This is a genomic window from Curtobacterium sp. Leaf261 (assembly GCF_001422205.1).
Taxonomy (GTDB): domain Bacteria; phylum Actinomycetota; class Actinomycetes; order Actinomycetales; family Microbacteriaceae; genus Curtobacterium.
This window is the reverse complement of the sequence record NZ_LMMJ01000001.1, coordinates 750,521-764,821: the sequence shown is the minus strand read 5'-3', so window position 1 is coordinate 764,821 and position 14,301 is coordinate 750,521. Positions and strand designations below refer to the sequence as shown.

The 14,301-nt window shown below is 71.3% G+C and carries 10 protein-coding genes; 6 read left to right on the top strand and 4 right to left on the bottom strand.

What is annotated here, in order from left to right:
- Window positions 1-12: 12 nt before the first annotated feature.
- Window positions 13-1,083, bottom strand: a complete 1,071-nt coding sequence (locus ASF23_RS03310) for a PHP domain-containing protein (RefSeq protein ID WP_055948724.1) — start codon at window positions 1,081-1,083, stop codon at window positions 13-15.
- 176 nt (window positions 1,084-1,259) lie between these two features.
- Here ASF23_RS03310 and ASF23_RS03305 point away from each other — a divergent pair, with 176 nt between their 5' ends.
- The 6 genes from ASF23_RS03305 (at window position 1,260) to ASF23_RS03280 (ending at window position 9,052) form a co-directional block, all read left to right on the top strand.
- Window positions 1,260-3,128, top strand: a complete 1,869-nt coding sequence (locus ASF23_RS03305) for an arabinofuranosidase catalytic domain-containing protein (protein WP_082473787.1) — start codon at window positions 1,260-1,262, stop codon at window positions 3,126-3,128.
- A 191-nt stretch (window positions 3,129-3,319) separates the two neighbouring features.
- The gene (locus tag ASF23_RS03300) at window positions 3,320-4,348 is read left to right on the top strand and encodes a LacI family DNA-binding transcriptional regulator (protein ID WP_162236683.1); all 1,029 of its coding nucleotides are present in this window, start codon (window positions 3,320-3,322) and stop codon (window positions 4,346-4,348) included.
- Window positions 4,349-4,426: 78 nt separating this feature from the next.
- Window positions 4,427-5,689 carry a sugar ABC transporter substrate-binding protein gene (locus ASF23_RS03295; RefSeq protein WP_055948717.1) on the top strand — a complete coding sequence of 421 codons (1,263 nt, stop codon included), beginning with the start codon at window positions 4,427-4,429 and terminating at the stop codon, window positions 5,687-5,689.
- 3 nt (window positions 5,690-5,692) lie between these two features.
- The gene (locus tag ASF23_RS03290) at window positions 5,693-6,727 is read left to right on the top strand and encodes a carbohydrate ABC transporter permease (RefSeq protein ID WP_200919285.1); all 1,035 of its coding nucleotides are present in this window, start codon (window positions 5,693-5,695) and stop codon (window positions 6,725-6,727) included.
- Window positions 6,717-7,697 (top strand): carbohydrate ABC transporter permease, encoded by a 981-nt coding sequence (locus ASF23_RS03285; protein ID WP_200919284.1) that lies wholly within the window; start codon window positions 6,717-6,719, stop codon window positions 7,695-7,697. Before ASF23_RS03290 ends, ASF23_RS03285 begins: the two co-directional genes overlap by 11 nt.
- Window positions 7,697-9,052 (top strand): family 1 glycosylhydrolase, encoded by a 1,356-nt coding sequence (locus tag ASF23_RS03280; protein WP_055948714.1) that lies wholly within the window; start codon window positions 7,697-7,699, stop codon window positions 9,050-9,052. Before ASF23_RS03285 ends, ASF23_RS03280 begins: the two co-directional genes overlap by 1 nt.
- A 402-nt stretch (window positions 9,053-9,454) precedes the next feature.
- On the opposite strand, the gene ASF23_RS03275 is transcribed toward ASF23_RS03280, so the two are convergent.
- From ASF23_RS03275 to ASF23_RS03265, 3 genes are read right to left on the bottom strand one after another with little or no spacing between them, the layout of a single operon-like run.
- Window positions 9,455-10,429, bottom strand: coding sequence for an NAD-dependent epimerase/dehydratase family protein (locus tag ASF23_RS03275; protein ID WP_055948711.1), 975 nt, complete (start codon window positions 10,427-10,429; stop codon window positions 9,455-9,457).
- The gene (locus ASF23_RS03270) at window positions 10,426-13,314 is read right to left on the bottom strand and encodes an alpha/beta fold hydrolase (RefSeq protein ID WP_082473747.1); all 2,889 of its coding nucleotides are present in this window, start codon (window positions 13,312-13,314) and stop codon (window positions 10,426-10,428) included. The genes ASF23_RS03275 and ASF23_RS03270 overlap by 4 nt, the downstream gene beginning before the upstream one ends.
- Entirely contained in the window at window positions 13,311-14,279 is a 969-nt protein-coding gene (locus ASF23_RS03265) for a 3-oxoacyl-ACP synthase III (protein ID WP_082473786.1), read from the bottom strand. Before ASF23_RS03265 ends, ASF23_RS03270 begins: the two co-directional genes overlap by 4 nt.
- Window positions 14,280-14,301: the final 22 nt, after the last annotated feature.

The window sequence follows — 14,301 nt, the reverse complement described above, 5'->3', positions numbered from 1 at the left end:
GGACCGCCCGGGTCAGCGCCGCGAGGACGTCCACTCCAGCAGCCGCTCGACCGGCCACGTCGTGATGATCCGCTCCGCCGGGACCCCGTTCGTCGCCGCCCGTTCGGCGCCGAGCCGCAGGAAGTCGAGCTGCCCCGGAGCGTGCGCGTCGGTGTCGATGCTGAACAGGCAGCCGGCCTCGAGCGCTAGGGAGATGAGGTCGTCCGGCGGGTCCTGCCGCTCCGGCCGCGCGTTGATCTCGACGGCCACACCCTCCGCTGCGCACGCGTCGAACACAGCCCGGGCGTCGAACGTCGACTGCGGACGCTCGCCGCGACCACCCTGGACGAGCCGTCCGGTGCAGTGTCCGAGGACGTTCGTGTGCGAGTCGCGGATCCCGCCGAGCATCCGTGCGGTCATGGTCCGGCTGTCGGCGCGGAGCTTCGAGTGCACGCTCGCGACGACGACGTCGAGGCGGTCGAGCATCTCGGGGGTCTGGTCGAGGGTCCCGTCCTCGAGGATGTCCACCTCGATCCCGGAGAGCACCCGGATCGCGGCGGTGCCGCTGCGTCCGGATTTGCCTCCTGCGTTGCCTCCGGCGGTGGCCTGACGGGAGGCACGGATCGCCTCGAGCAGGTCCAGCTGCTCCGTCAGGCGGTCGGCGTCGAGCCCGTGCGCGACCCGGAGCGACGGGGAGTGGTCCGTGATCGCGAGGTACTCCCGCCCGAGCAGCGCCGCCGTCTCGACCATGAGCTCGACGGGGGAGCCGCCGTCCGACCAGTCGCTGTGCGCATGGAGGTCGCCCCGCAGCTGTCCGAGCAGAGCCTCGCCCGCGTCGTTCAGCGTCTCCCGCTCGGTGTCCCGCAGCGCCTGCAGGTAGTCCGGGACGGCACCCCCGAGCGCCTGGCCGATCACCTCGAGGCTGCGCGACCCGACCCCCTTGGTCCGGGCGAGCGCGCCGGAGGCGAGCCGTGCCTCCAGTCCGGATCGGTCGACCCCGTCGATGGCGGCGGCCGCCTTCCGGAACGCCTGGACCTTGAAGGTGGGCGCGAGGTCGCGTTCGAGCCAGAAGGCGATCTCGTGCAGGGCGTCGACGGGTTCCATCGGTCCATCCTGCTCGTGCGCTCCTGGTGGCCCTGTCCTGTTCACGACGACGCCAGCACGATCTGGGCACCCGAGGTAGACTGATTCCGGTTAATCGATTAAGCAGCGGCGACCCCATGCCGCACTCCCGACGCTGCAGATCAGCCACTCCAGCAATGACGCTCGAGAGGAACACCATGCAAGGCACATCATCCAGACGGCGGGGGAGACTCCTCGCCACGGTCGGGGCACTCGCGCTCGCCGTCGGTTCGCTGTTCGCAGCCACCGTCGGCGTGCAGACGGCCAGCGCCGCGACGAACTCGTCGTGCGACATCTACGGCGGCGCGAACACCCCCTGCGTCGCCGCGTACAGCTCCACCCGGGCGCTGTTCGCGAGCTACAACGGTCCGCTGTACCAGGTGCAGCGCGCCTCGGACGGGGCGACCACGAACATCGGACTGCTCGCCGCCGGCGGGTACGCGAATGCCGCAGCCCAGGACTCGTTCTGCTCCGGCACGACCTGCACGATCCCGAAGATCTACGACCAGACCAGCAACCACAACGACATCACCGTCGCCCCCGCGGGTGACGCGGGCGGCGCGAACCACGCGGCGAACGCCACGGCGCGCCCGATCACGGTCGCCGGGCACAAGGCCTACGGGGTGTACATGCCGCCGCAGGTCGCCTACCGGATCTCGAGCACGCTCGCCAAGGGCACCGCACGTGGCGCCAGCCCCGAGTCGATGTACGAGGTCGCGAGCGGGACGAACAGCAACAACGGCTGCTGCTCGGACTTCGGCAACGTCGAGACCCAGGAGAAGGACACCGGGCAGGGGCACATGGACGCCCTCAACCTGTCGACGCTCAACGCGCCCGGCAGCACCGGCAAGGGCCCGTGGGTGCAGGCCGACCTCGAGAACGGGGTGTTCCAGGGCGGGACGGCGACCTACACGCCGAACAAGGGCAACAGCAGCAAGTTCGTCACGGCGGAACTCAAGAACAACGGCACCAACAGGTTCGCGCTGAAGGGTGGCAACAGCCAGACCGGCTCGCTGACGACCTGGTACGAGGGTGCCGAGCCGGCCGGCGACTACACGCCGATGAAACTCGAGGGCTCGATCGTCCTCGGAGCCGGCGGTGACAACTCCAACCGCGGCACGCAGTCGTTCTTCGAGGGCGTCATGACGAGCGGCTACTCGACCGATGCGGCCGACAACGCCGTGCAGTCGAACATCGTCGCCCAGAACTACCAGGGCGTCAGCACCGGCGGCGGACCGGGTTCGCAGATCGTCGGACCGGGCGGCAAGTGCGTCGACGTGTACGGCGACGACCTCGGCGGGAACACCGCCTCGGTCCAGCTCTACGACTGCCAGGCGCTCGCCGCGGACCAGCACTGGTCCGGGAGCGCGTACGGCACCGGCACCCTGGGTACCCTCGGGCGCTGCCTCGACGCGGTCGGCGGTGGCACGGCGAACGGCACGAAGCTCGAGCTCTACGACTGCAACGGCAACGCCGCGCAGCAGTGGATCGTGCAGGGCAACGGGTCGATCAAGAACCCGCAGTCCGGCCGCTGCATCGACGACCCCTCGGGGAACACCGCGAACGGGACGGCCCTGCAGCTCTACGACTGCAACGGCAACGCGGCGCAGCAGTTCACCGTCGCGGTCCCGATCATCGGACCCGGCGGCAAGTGCGTCGACGTCGCCGGTGACGACCTGCAGCAGAACGGGTCGCAGGTCCAGCTCTACGACTGCCTGACGATCGAGACCGCGCAGCCCGCGGCCCTCGACCAGCAGTGGACCGTCACCGCGTCCGACCACACCATCCGGTCGCTCGGACGGTGCCTCGACGCGGACGGCAACGGCACCGCGAACGGGACGCACGTCGAGCTCTACCAGTGCAACGGTGTCGGCGGGCAGCAGTGGATCCCGCAGGCGAACGGGTCGATCCTGAACCCGCAGTCCGGGCGCTGCCTCGACGACCCGTCGGGGAACACGGCGAACCAGACGGCGCTCCAGCTCTACGACTGCAACGGGCAGTCGCCGCAGGTGTTCACGATCAACTGACCCGTCGGTACGTCCGACAACCGCACTGCATGGCGTGTCCCCGAGAATGGGGACACGCCATGCTTGCTGAATCGATAAAGCAGCGGTACGCTCATGCCAGTTAATCGATAAAGCAGTCGATGCTCGCCAACCCGGCGCTCGCCCATCGGGCGGTCGCCGACCCGGCGCCCGTTCATCCGGCAGGAGACCCCGTGACCAAGTCCGTCACCCTCAAGGACGTCGCGCAGCGCGTCGGGGTCACCGCTGCCGCTGCGTCGATGGCGCTGTCCGGGCACGACCGCATCAGCGACACCACGCGGGCTGCCGTCCGACGCGCCGCCGACGAGCTCGGGTACGTGCCGAGCTCAGCGGGCCGGGCGCTCCGCAACCAGAAGGCCGGTGCGGTCGCCCTCGTCGTCCCGAACAGCGCGCAGCACGTCTTCGGCCACCTGTACTTCATGCACGTGCTCGACGGCGTGTCCGAGGCCGCGAACGCCCACGACGCGCAGGTCATCGTGTCGACGAACGCCGACGCCGAGCGCGGTGTGGTCGCCTACGAGCGGGTGATGCGCTCCCGGACTGCTGACGGCGCGATCGTCACGAGCGCCGCGATCGACGACACCAACGTCGAGCGGCTCGTCGCCTCCGGGCTGCCCGTGGTGCTGCTCGGCAACTTCCCGTACCTCGCCGACGGCATCAGCGTCGGCATCGACGACGTCGCGGCGACCCGCCATATCACCGAGCACCTGCTCGACCAGCACGGTCGACAGCGCCTCGTGCACGTCACCGGCACGCTCGACCACCAGACCGGCATCGACCGTCGCGCGGGCTTCCTCGACGCGGTCCGGTCGCGCGGTCTCGACGCGGACGCGCGCATCGTCGAGGGAGACCTCGGCGAGCAGTCCGGTGCCGACGCGATGACGGCGCTGCTCGACGAGGGCGCGGGCTTCGACGGGGTCGTGTTCGCGAACGACGACATGGCGCTCGGCGGACTCCGTGTCCTGCAGCAGCGCGGGGTCGACGTGCCGGGCGACGTGTCGATCGTCGGGTTCGATGACTTCGGTTTCGCCCGCGTGACCACCCCCGGGATCACCACCATCCGCGTCCCGGCCGAGGAGATGGCCCGCATCGCGACCGAGCGGCTCTTCGACCTCGTGGACGGCGTGGACGGCTGGTCCCGGCACGAGCTCGACGTCGACCTGGTCGTCCGCGAGTCTTGCGGATGCACCGCACCCCACTGACCCCCCCGTAGCACCTTCCCCACCCCGCAGCACCTTCCCCACCCCCTGAAGCACCTGCAGCGCAAAGGAGCGTTCACCATGAAGAAGCGGCACGCAACACTCGCCGTCCTCGCCGGAGCAGCCACCGTGGCTCTGGCACTGTCCGGCTGTTCGGCCTCGTCATCGGCCTCGTCGAGCGGTCCCGTCACCCTCAAGGTCTGGACCGGGTTCACCGGCGGCGACCGTCCGGGCTACACCCAGATCGTGAAGGACTTCGAGAAGTCCCACCCCGACATCAAGGTCCAGATGACGGTGCAGCCCTGGGACACCATCCAGCAGAAGCTGCCGTCGGCGTGGCTCACCGGCCAGGGCCCGGACATCGCGGCGCCGAGCTCCGACCCGAACGCGATCGCCCAGTACGTCAAGACGAACTCGGTGATGGCGCTCACGAACACCGGGTCGGGCAAGGACGACATCAACACTTCGAAGCTCGCTCCAGGAACGGTCAAGGAGTTCACCTACGACGGCAAGCTCTACGCGATCCCGGCGAACTTCGCGACGCTGAGCCTCTACTACAACAAGAAGCTCTTTGCGGACGCCGGCATCGAGAACCCGCCGACGACGGTCGCCGAGATGGCCACCGACGCCAAGAAGCTCACCGGCAACGGGGTCTCCGGGCTCGTGCTCGCCGACAACCAGACGATCCAGATGTGGCCGATCCTGCAGTGGCTCGAGGGCGGTGACATCGTCAACAGCAAGGGCTGCAGCGTGCTCCAGACCTCCGCGTCGCAGAAGGGCCTGTCGACCTGGAGCGACCTCGTCCAGAACGACAAGATCAGCCCGGTCGGACTGACGGGTGCCGAGGCGGACTCGGTGTTCTCCGCCGGCAAGGCCGCTATGGAGATGAACGGTCCGTGGGCGGCCCCCGGGTACAAGTCGGCCGGCATCGACCTCGGCATCGCGAAGATCCCGGTCGGCGTCGACGGCAAGTCCGTCACGCTCGGCTCGACCGCTCCGCTCGCGATCTCGGCGAAGACCAAGTACCCCGAGCAGTCCAAGGAGTTCCTGGCGTACTGGACCTCGAAGTCGGTGCAGCAGAAGTTCTCGCTGACCACCGGGTTCCCGCCGCTCCGCACGGACCTGTCGAACGACAGCAAGCTGAAGGCCGACCCGACGGTGTCGGTGTTCGCCAGCCAGGTGCCGGACTCGCGCCTGTACCTGCCGCACCTCGACAACGCCACGAAGGTCGACTCCGACGCCTACGTGCCGCTCCTCGGCAAGATCACGCGCGGCACGTCCGTCGCGGACGCCACCAAGGAGGCCGGGCAGACCATCGACGGCCTCACCGGCTGCAGCAAGTAAGTCATGAGTCAGCTCACCGACCGGTCCCCGTCGCGCCGTGCGCGCGGCGGGGGCCGCCCCGGCTCGGGCGGTTCCGGCCCCACCGGCGGTTCCGGCACGTCCGGCGGTTCCGGCACGTCCGGCGGTTCCGGCACGTCCGGCACCGGCCTGGAGGCACGCCCGCCCCGCGCACGCCGGCGCCGCTTCCAGCCCGCCTGGCTCTTCATGGCCCCGAGCCTGCTCATCCTCGGCGTGTTCGTGCTGTTCCCGATCGTCCGGTCCCTGTACTACAGCTTCTTCGACTGGACCGTCGGGGCGTCGTCGCAGACCTTCGTCGGCATCGGCAACTACACGCAGCTCTTCGCGGACCCGCAGTTCCGGAACGCCCTCGGCATCACGCTCGAGTTCACGGTCGTGTCGGTCGTGCTGCTCCTGGTCTTCGGGTTCCTCTCCGCACTGGCACTCCAGGGCGAGGGGCTCCCGACCCGCATCGTCCGGTCGGTCTTCTTCTTCCCCACGATCGTGTCGCTCGTCACGATCGGCCTCGTCTGGAAGTTCCTGCTCGACCCGCAGATCGGCCTCGTCGGCGGCCTCACCGCGGCGCTCGGACTCCCGTCCGTCGCGTGGCTGCAGTCGACCTCGCTCGCGCTGCCGACCGTGATCTTCGTATCGGTCTGGAAGAGCGTCGGCTTCGCGATGATCCTCTTCGTGGCGGGGCTCAAGGGCATCCCGCAGGAGCGGTTCGAGGCCGCGGAACTCGACGGTGCCGCCCGGTTCAAGCTCGTCTGGTTCATCACGCTGCCGAGCATCCGGCCGACGCTGCTGTTCACCTCGCTCATCCTGACGATCCAGTCGTTCCAGGTGTTCGACCTCGTCTACGTGATGACCGGTGGCGGCCCGGTGTTCCACACGGACACGCTCGTCAACCTCCTCTACCGCGACGGCTTCGTGAACTACCAGACCGGGTACGCCTCGGCGATCTCGTGGGTCCTCTTCGCGATCATCATGCTCATCGCGCTCCTCCAGCTCAGATTGTTCAGGTACAACGATGTCGACTGACACCTCGGTGCGCGACGCGCGCGGTGCCGGCGGTGACCACCCCCGGTCCGCCGGCGATCCCGATCAGCTGCCCCGTCCCTCCCGGCCGATCGGACGCGTCGGACGCGAGCGCGGTGACGGACGCGGTCGCCCGCAGAACCGCCGCGACCGACCCCGTGCGAGTGTCGGGAACGTGCTCAAGTGGGTCTACCTGGGGATCGGCGTCGTGTTCGCGATCGTGCCGTTCATCTGGATGGTGTCCGGGTCGTTCCGGAGCGAGAGCGACCTGTTCGGCAACCCCGCGAGCCTGTTCCCGACGAGCGTCACCCTGCACGGGTACATCGGGATCTGGCAGCAGCTGCCGTTCCTCCGCCTCGTCCTCAACACGTTCGTGTTCGCGGGGGTGACGACGGCCGCGACCCTGCTGTTCGACTCCATGTGCGCCTACGCCCTCGCGCGACTGCAGTTCCGCGGCCGGAACATCGCGTTCCTCATCGTCCTGGCGACGCTCATGGTGCCGTTCCAGGTGACGCTCATCCCGGTGTTCATCGAGCTGTTCCACCTCGGCTGGCTGAACACCTACCAGGGGCTCATCATCCCGCGGGCCACGAGCGCGTTCGGCATCTTCCTGTTCCGGCAGTTCTTCATCAGCATCCCGACGGAGCTCGACGAGGCCGCGCGCATCGACGGCGCCGGGCACTGGCGGATCTACTGGCAGGTCATCCTGCCGCTCGCCAAACCGGCGATCGCGACCGTCGCAGTGCTGAACTTCATGAACCTCTGGAACGACCTGCTCTGGCCGCTCGTGGTGTCGACCTCGAGCGACATGCTGACCCTGCCGGCCGGGCTCACCCTGTTCGGCGGGGCGCACGTCACCGACCACGCGATCCTGCTCGCCGGGGCGACGATCTCCCTCATCCCGATCGCCGTCGCGTTCTTCTTCGCGCAGAAGTACTTCGTGGCGGGCGTCGCGACGAGTGGACTGAAGTGATGGGCGACACGACCGACGGGCGGCTCGGCATGGGCGGTCAGTTCGGCGCCGGGCGGTTCGCCTGGATCGCCGGGATCGAGGACACCTCCGTCGTCCCGCCGGCCCGGTTCGACATGGCCCCGCTCGACGAGCACGACCTCACCGAGCACACGACCCGGTGGCGAGCCGACCTCGACGCCGTCCGCGACCTCGGGGTCACGGCGCTCCGGTACGGCGTCCGGTGGCCGCTCGTGCACCTGGCACCCGGGCTGTTCGACTGGGCGGAACTCGACGAACGGCTGGCGTACGCGACCTCGCTCGGGCTGACGGTGATCGCCGACCTCGTGCACTACGGGACGCCGACGTGGCTCGACGACTCGTTCGCAGACCCCCGGTACGTCGACGCGATCGCGGAGTTCTCGGCCGCGTTCGCGGCGAGGTACCGCGGGGTCGTCGACCACGTCACGCCGCTCAACGAGCCCCTGACGACAGCGTCGTTCGCGGGTCTCCGCGGGGTGTGGCCACCGGCGCTCACCGGGTGGGAGGGGTGGACGACCGTCACTCTGGCCCTCGCCGAGGGGATCGTCGCGAGCGTCGAGGCGATCCGTGCCGCGAACCCCGGCGCGGTCATCGTGCACGTCGAGGCGAGCACCATCGCGACCCCGTCAGACCCGTCGGACGAGGCGCTCGTCGAGCACGCGGCACTCCTGACCGACCTCGGGTGGGTGGCGACCGACCTCGTGCTCGGTCTCGTCGGGTCCGAGCACCCCATGCGTTCCTGGCTCGTCGACCACGGTGCGGACCCGGCGCGGCTCGACCGGCTCCGGCATGCGCCCGCGCGGCTCGACGTGCTCGGCGTGAACTACTACCCGGACCTGACGCCGCGGACGCTCGGGTGGTCGGACGGCGGGACCTCGGCGCCCGAGGTCGTCCAGGTCGCGACGAACCGCTGGACCGACGGACTCCGCACGGCGCTCCGGGCCTTCGCGGACCGGTACGGCCTGCCCATCGTCATCACGGAGACGAGCATCGAGGGGTCGGACCAGGTGCGATCCGACTGGGTGCTCGACTCCGCGGAGACCGTGCGGGAGCTCGTCGACGAGGGGGTCGACGTCCGCGGGTACACCTGGTGGCCCGTGTTCGACTTCGTGGACTGGTCGTATGCGTCGGGCGGTCGGAACGTCGAGGAGTTCGGGGTCGATGCCGCCGTGGTGGACGCCCGGCGGCAGGCTGTGTCCGGCTCCGGCGCGAAGACCCCGTTCCTCCGGCGGATGGGGCTCATCCGGCTCGAGGAGGAGCCCGACGGTTCGCTGTCGCGGGTCCCGACGGCCGCGGCGGAGCGGTTCCGGGCGGTGACGGCGTCCGAGCGGGCGTGAGCCGGGCGCGCGGCGTGGCCAGGCGCGCGGCGTGGCCGGGTCCGTCGCTGGATGCACGCGCATGCGGCGACCGGTCCGCGGGAAAGCGCGGTCGTTTCCAGGGCACGATGTCGCTCCATGTGCACGCATCCGGTGCGAGCGCATCGGGCGACAATCCGCGCGGAAAGCGGCGTCGCGATCCGGGAGTGATGTCGCCGTATGCGTGCTCATGAAGCGTCACGTGGCCACGGCGTCGGGAGCGGCGGGGCGGGGCGGGGTGGGGCGGACCGGGACCGGGGCGGACGGGACCCGGGACCGGGGCAGGGCAGGGCGGGGCAGGGCAGGGCGGGGCGGGGCGGGGCAGGTCGAGACCAGGCTGAGCGGACCTGCGACCGAGTCCGCGGCCGGGCCCGGGCGAGCCGACTACCGGTAGGACTCGGCCAGGCGGCGGAAGCCCTCATCGAGCGACACCGACGGACTCCACCGGAGGTCCCGCCGCGTCCGCCGCTGGTCGAACCAGTGCGCGGTCGAGAGCTGCTCGGCGAGGAACCGCGTCATCGGCGGCTCGTCCTCCCCAGGGCGGACCGCCCACACCCGCTCGAGCACCGAACCGGCGAACCGCGCCAGCCCCGCGGGCACGCGGACCGACGGGGCGGGGACCCGGGCAGCGCCACAGATCCCCGCGAGGAGCTCCGCCACCGGCCGCGGCTCGCCGTTCGTGACGACGTAGGCGTTGCCGTGCACGTCGTCCACGCGGTCGAGCGCAGCGACCATCGCGGACGCGGCGTTGTCGACGTAGGTGGTGTCGATGAGCGCGGCACCGTCCCCGAGGAGCGGCAGCCGTCGACGTCGGGCACGGTCCACGATCCGGGCGACGAGCTGCGTGTCACCGGGACCCCACACGAGGTGCGGGCGGACAGCGACCACCCGGAAGTCGTCGGTGTCCATGCCGAGGGCGGCGAGTTCCGCGACCGCCTTGGTCCGGGCGTAGTCGCCGCGGGCTGTGGAGGGCGAGGCAGGGAGGGCGTCGTCCCCGACGATCGACGCACCCGCGTGTGCGACCGACGGGGACGAGACGAACACCGTCCGCGTGACCCCCGCCGACCGAGCAGCGTCGAGGAGCAGCCGGGTGCCGAGCACGTTCACGCGATCGAACTCGCGCGGATCGCCCGCCAGGGACACCTTCGCCGCGAGGTGCACCACCGCGTCCATGCCGGACACGGCCGCCTGCACGTCAGACGGCGACGTCACGGAGCCGAGCCGGTCCTCCAGTCCGTCCCGCGGGACGAGTCCGGACGGTCGCCGCTGGAAGGTCCGGACCTCGTGGCCGGCGTCGCGCACCGCGGTCGCGACCGCGCGACCCAGGAAGCCGCTGGCTCCGGTGACGAGGACCCTCACGGCTGCACCATGCGCGCACCCGCGAGCATGCGGGACGCCCAGTCCGCCAGACCCGTCCGGTCGATCTTGGAGTTGTGTCGGACATCGGTCGGGAGGCGCGGCACGGCGAACACCGCCGCCAGCGTGATCGAGGCGGTCCCGTCCGTCACCGCGTGCCGGACCGACGTCGTGAGTGCCGCCGCGGCGAGCCCGGGGTGGGCGGTCGGTGCGACGGTCTCGACGATCGCGACGAGCTGCTGGTCGCCCGCGGGTCCGACCCCGACGACGGCCGCCCGCCGGACCTGCCGCACCCGTTCGGCGCGCTGCTCGAGGCCGACCGGTGTGACGACACCGTGCTCGGTGGTGATGACGTGGGGGAGTCTCCCCTCGACCCAGAGCCGGCCGTCGTCGTCGAGGTGGCCGACGTCGCCCGTCCGGTGCCAGCGGTCGGCGGTGGTCGTGTCGCGCTCGGCGTCGCGGGTCGTCCGCCAGAGCGCGTCGTAGTGGTCCTTGACGTGGGGTGCGCTGACCACGATCTCGCCGGTGACACCCCGCGCGTCGTCCGGGGTGCCGACTGCGCGACCGAGGTCGTCGAGCGCGCTGATCCGGACGGTCACCCCCGCGGCAGGGCGACCGACGCAGACGCCGTCCTGCCCGGACCGCGCCGCCTCGCGGATCCCGGGGAGGTCGATGTCCGTCATGAGCAGCCCCTCGGTCATGCCGTAGGGGGTGTGCGCACCCGCGCCGGGCATGAGCCGGGCGGCCTCGGCGAGGAGCGGTTCGGGGACTGGGGCTCCGGCGGACAGGAACAGCCGGACGCCACCGAGGGCATCGCGGTCCGTGTCCGTCAGCGTGCCCGAGGTCGCCACGACGTTCGCCAGCGCCGCGGGCGAGAGGAAGACGACGGTGCCCTCGGCTGCCGCGACCGCCGCCGCGAGGGCCGTCGCGGTGAGGGTGCCTGGAGCCGTGACGTCCATGTCCGGGGTGACCGAGCGGGCCCCGAGCGCGGGACCGAGGAGCGCGAACGGCGCGAAGCCCGCGACGAGCCCCGTCCCGATGCCGACGCCGTACTGCGCGGCCAGGACGTCGCGGACACCGGCGAGCTGGGCGTGCGTGTAGACGACGCCCTTCGCGGGACCGGTCGAGCCGCTCGTGAACAGCACCGCGGCGGTGTCCTCGGCTGCCGGGGGCTCGGGGAGCGCGGTGCCGTGCGTCAGGAGGTCGGCGCCGCGGGCGGCGACACTCCCCAGGGACTGCTCGACGCCGAGGGCCCGGGCGGCCGGGGGAGCGAGCCGCACGGTGGAGATCCGGCGTCCTGGCCAGCCGAGCGCCCGGGAGGCGACGAGGCCGGGGCGGGCTCCGACGATCCAGTCCGGGCGTGCGCCGCGGACCGCACGCGTGAGCCCCCGGAGTCCGAGCCCGGCGTCCGCGACGACGACGATCGCGCCGATGCGGATCGCGGCGTACAGGACGGCGGTGAGGTCGGCGCCCGGCGTGACGAGGAGCGAGACGCGGTCACCCTTCCGCATGCCGAGGTCGGAGAACCCGACGGCGAGCTCGCTGACCCGCCTGACGAGGAGCTGCCACGAGACGGTGCGTGGGTCCGCACCGGCTGACGCACCGCGCTCTGCATGCGACACCGCCGTCCTGGGCGGTGCCGTGGCCGAAGAGCGGTGTCGCGGGGCGGTCCGGGTCGGGGCCATCTCGATGAGGGCGGTGTCGGGGGAGTCGGCGAGGGCGTCGAGGGCGGCCCAGAGCGGACGGAAGGGCCGCGCCGCCGGGGCGGCTGCCGGGGCTGGGGGCGCTGTTGCTGCTGCTGCTGCTGCTGGTGCCGGGGGACGGGGCGGTTCGCTCGCTCCGAACCGGTCGCCGAGCCACGCCATGACGTTCCCCGCGACGTCGACGTCCTCGGTGAGCATGTGCCCGGCGCCCTCGAACCGGTGCACGTCGGCGTGCGGCATCCGCTCCCGCAGGTCGTCGAGGTACCGGTCGCTGAAGATCGGGTCGCGCGGCCCCCAGAGCATCAGGGTCGGCACGTCGAGCGTGCGGATCCCCTCGGCGATCCGGTCGAGCTCCGGCGTGCTCGGGTGCCGGTCGTCCACGGGGATGTCCGCCACGAAGCCGCCGACACCACCCCGCCGGGCAGCACCGCGGTAGGGGGCTCGGTAGCCGTCCTTCACCTCGGCGGCGAGGGGCGGATGGGCGATCGCGAGGGTGGTCTCGATGAACGCGGGCGTGATCACCGTCGACCGGCCGAGCATCCCCGGACCGAGTGCGAGCCGGAGCGGCGCCGGGATCGGGGAGTCGGACGGCTGGTGGATCGCGGTGTTGCAGAGCATCACGGCCGCGAGGACCTCCGGGTGGTCGACCGCCCAGCCCATCGACACGACACCGCCCCAGTCATGGCCGAGCGTGACGACGGGGCCGCTCGCGCCGAGTCCGCTCGCGCCGAGTCCGCCCGCAGTGGGGCCGCTGAGTCCGAGCTCGTCGGTCAGGGCGCCGAGGTCGCGGACGCGGTCGGGGAGCGTCCTGGTGGTCCCGGTCCGCTCGGAGAAGCCCATGTCGAGCTGGTCGACGGCCACGACCCGCCACGCGGGTGCTCCGGCGTCGGCCGCGGCGAGGGAGGCCGTGAGGACGCTGCGCCAAAGGTAGGACCACGTCGGGTTGCCGTGCACGCAGAGGATCGTGCCGACGGGGGTGGTCCCGCGCGCGGCCAGGGACCCGGCCGTGTCGAGGACGTGCCATGTGCGGGGGAGGCGATCCGTGCCTCCCGGCCGGCCGTCGCCGTTCACCGTGACCAGACGCGACCACGCCGGGTCGAGACCGGCGAGCGCCGGCGGCAGCGCAGCGGGCGCGGTCGTCGCCGCGATCCGCGGGAGAGCACGGACCGGGCGGACGGCTCTCACCAGGCGAGTTCCAGCATCGAGGTGTTGAGCCCCGAGCCGACACCGGCGAGCAGCACACGGTCACCACGCTTGACGTGACCGGCCTCGACCTCTTCTGCGAGGGTGATCGGGATCGACGCCGGGCCGACGTTGCCGTACTTCTGGTAGGTCGTGGGGACCCGGTCGCGGTCGAGCCCGACGGCCTTCACGAACGCGTCGGTGTGCACGTCGGACACCTGGTGCAGGATGTACCGGTCCATGCCGGACCAGCTCCACTCCCGCTGCGCCTCGTTCCACGCGTCCACGACCAGCTCCATGCCGCCCTTGAGCAGCGCCTTGGCGTCGGTGAACATGCCGTCGACGCTCCCGACGCAGAGGCCGTACCACTGCGTCGCCGCGCGGGAGACGCCGCCGAGCAGCCGGTGTCCCTCGGCGTGCAGATCCGCGGGGCCGAGCACGGCGGCCGCGGCACCGGACCCGAGGGTCAGGCTCGCGAACTCGCTCATGAAGTCGTCGCGGTTGCGGCCGCCCTGGTTGAGCCGGTCGATGGTGTTGAGCTGGACCTGGTCGGCGTCCTCACCGTCGATGATCACGGCGTACTTGATCTGGCCGGAGTCGATCATGCCGGCCGCGATGCTCATGGCGTTCACGAACCCGAGGCAGGCGTTCGCCACGTCGAAGTTGATCGCCGACGTCGGCAGTCCCATCCCGTGGTGCAGGCGCACGGCGACGGAGGGCTCGAGGTGCGGCCGGGTCACGGACGTGTTGATGAGGAGTCCGACCTGGTCCGGTCGGATCCCTGCCTGCGCGAGGGCGCGCTTGCCGGCGTCGATCGCAGCGATGTCGAAGGACTGCCCGTCAGCCCAGTTGCGGCGCTCGACGACCCCGGCGACGCGTTCCAGCAGACGCTTCGGGAGTCGGAGGCGGCGGAGGACGGTGTGGAGGCGCTCCTCGATGTCCGCGGAGGTGGTCACGCGGTCTGCCATGGCGGTCGTCACGGCGAGGAGT

What these genes read in the sequence shown, in the direction of transcription:
- ASF23_RS03265 (WP_082473786.1), bottom strand. Translation starts at nt 14,279, where the DNA reads ATGGCAGACCGCGTGACCACCTCCGCGGACATCGAGGAGCGCCTCCAC.
- ASF23_RS03290 (WP_200919285.1), top strand. Translation starts at nt 5,693, where the DNA reads ATGAGTCAGCTCACCGACCGGTCCCCGTCGCGCCGTGCGCGCGGCGGG.
- ASF23_RS03280 (WP_055948714.1), top strand. Translation starts at nt 7,697, where the DNA reads ATGGGCGACACGACCGACGGGCGGCTCGGCATGGGCGGTCAGTTCGGC.
- ASF23_RS03285 (WP_200919284.1), top strand. Translation starts at nt 6,717, where the DNA reads ATGTCGACTGACACCTCGGTGCGCGACGCGCGCGGTGCCGGCGGTGAC.
- ASF23_RS03310 (WP_055948724.1), bottom strand. Translation starts at nt 1,083, where the DNA reads ATGGAACCCGTCGACGCCCTGCACGAGATCGCCTTCTGGCTCGAACGC.
- ASF23_RS03305 (WP_082473787.1), top strand. Translation starts at nt 1,260, where the DNA reads ATGCAAGGCACATCATCCAGACGGCGGGGGAGACTCCTCGCCACGGTC.
- ASF23_RS03295 (WP_055948717.1), top strand. Translation starts at nt 4,427, where the DNA reads ATGAAGAAGCGGCACGCAACACTCGCCGTCCTCGCCGGAGCAGCCACC.